This window comes from Romboutsia sp. 13368 (assembly GCF_018336475.1).
Lineage (GTDB): Bacteria > Bacillota > Clostridia > Peptostreptococcales > Peptostreptococcaceae > Romboutsia.
Genome location: NZ_CP048741.1, coordinates 1,361,755 through 1,362,598 on the forward strand (window position 1 = coordinate 1,361,755; position 844 = coordinate 1,362,598).

At 25.2% G+C, this 844-nt stretch carries 1 protein-coding gene; it reads right to left on the reverse strand.

All coding sequences use genetic code 11. The features are described from left to right. Positions 1-4 precede the first annotated feature (4 nt). A complete protein-coding gene (locus tag G3997_RS05525) occupies positions 5-820 on the reverse strand; it encodes a hemolysin family protein (protein ID WP_296644141.1) in 816 nt (271 codons plus the stop codon). Positions 821-844: the final 24 nt, after the last annotated feature.

Below are 844 nucleotides of genomic sequence, written 5' to 3' on the forward strand. Positions count from 1 at the left end.
CGATCTAACKMTWACCTATTTTATTTATTATATATCCATTTAAAGTGTTATACTCGCCTTCTTCTAGGTTTAAACTAAATTTTTCATTAAACTCATCTAATTCTATACTACAATCTACTATAAAGTCATCATTAATTTTTACTATATTGTTTTCTTCCTTATCATACTCATCTTCGATATTACCTACAATTTCTTCTAGTAAATCTTCCATTGTAACTATTCCACAAAATCCTCCATACTCATCAATAAGTATAGCCATGTGTACTTTTTCATTTTGTAAAGTTTTAAATAATTCATTGATTCTTTTACTATTTGGAACAAAATATGGTTTGTGCATGATTTCTTTTAAATTGATATTTTCAAATCCTCTTTCATTTGCTTGTATAAGTATATCTCTAACATGAACTATTCCTACTATATTATCGATAGTTTCTTCATATAAAGGTATTCTTGAAAAGTTAGAATTTAAAAGTTTATCTATATTTTCTTTTATATCATCGTTTATGTTTATTGAAAATGTATCTCTTCTAGATGTCATAATATCTTTTGCTCTTGTATCATTAAATTTAAAGATACCTTCTATCATATTTTTTTCATAGGTCTGTATTATGCCTTCTTCTTCAGATTTGCTTATTAGTGATTTTATATACTCTTCAGATACTTCATTACTTTCTATTTTTGATATTTTAGATTTTAAAAGTGTGTACGGTTTTATAATTGATTTGAGTATGGTTGATAAGATTGAAGTTATTTTCTTTTGAGTTGTTAGTAAAGATATTAATATCGGTTGATTTAAGTGCCTATGGGAATCAGATTCCATACTAATTTTTTACCTCCTTTTCCT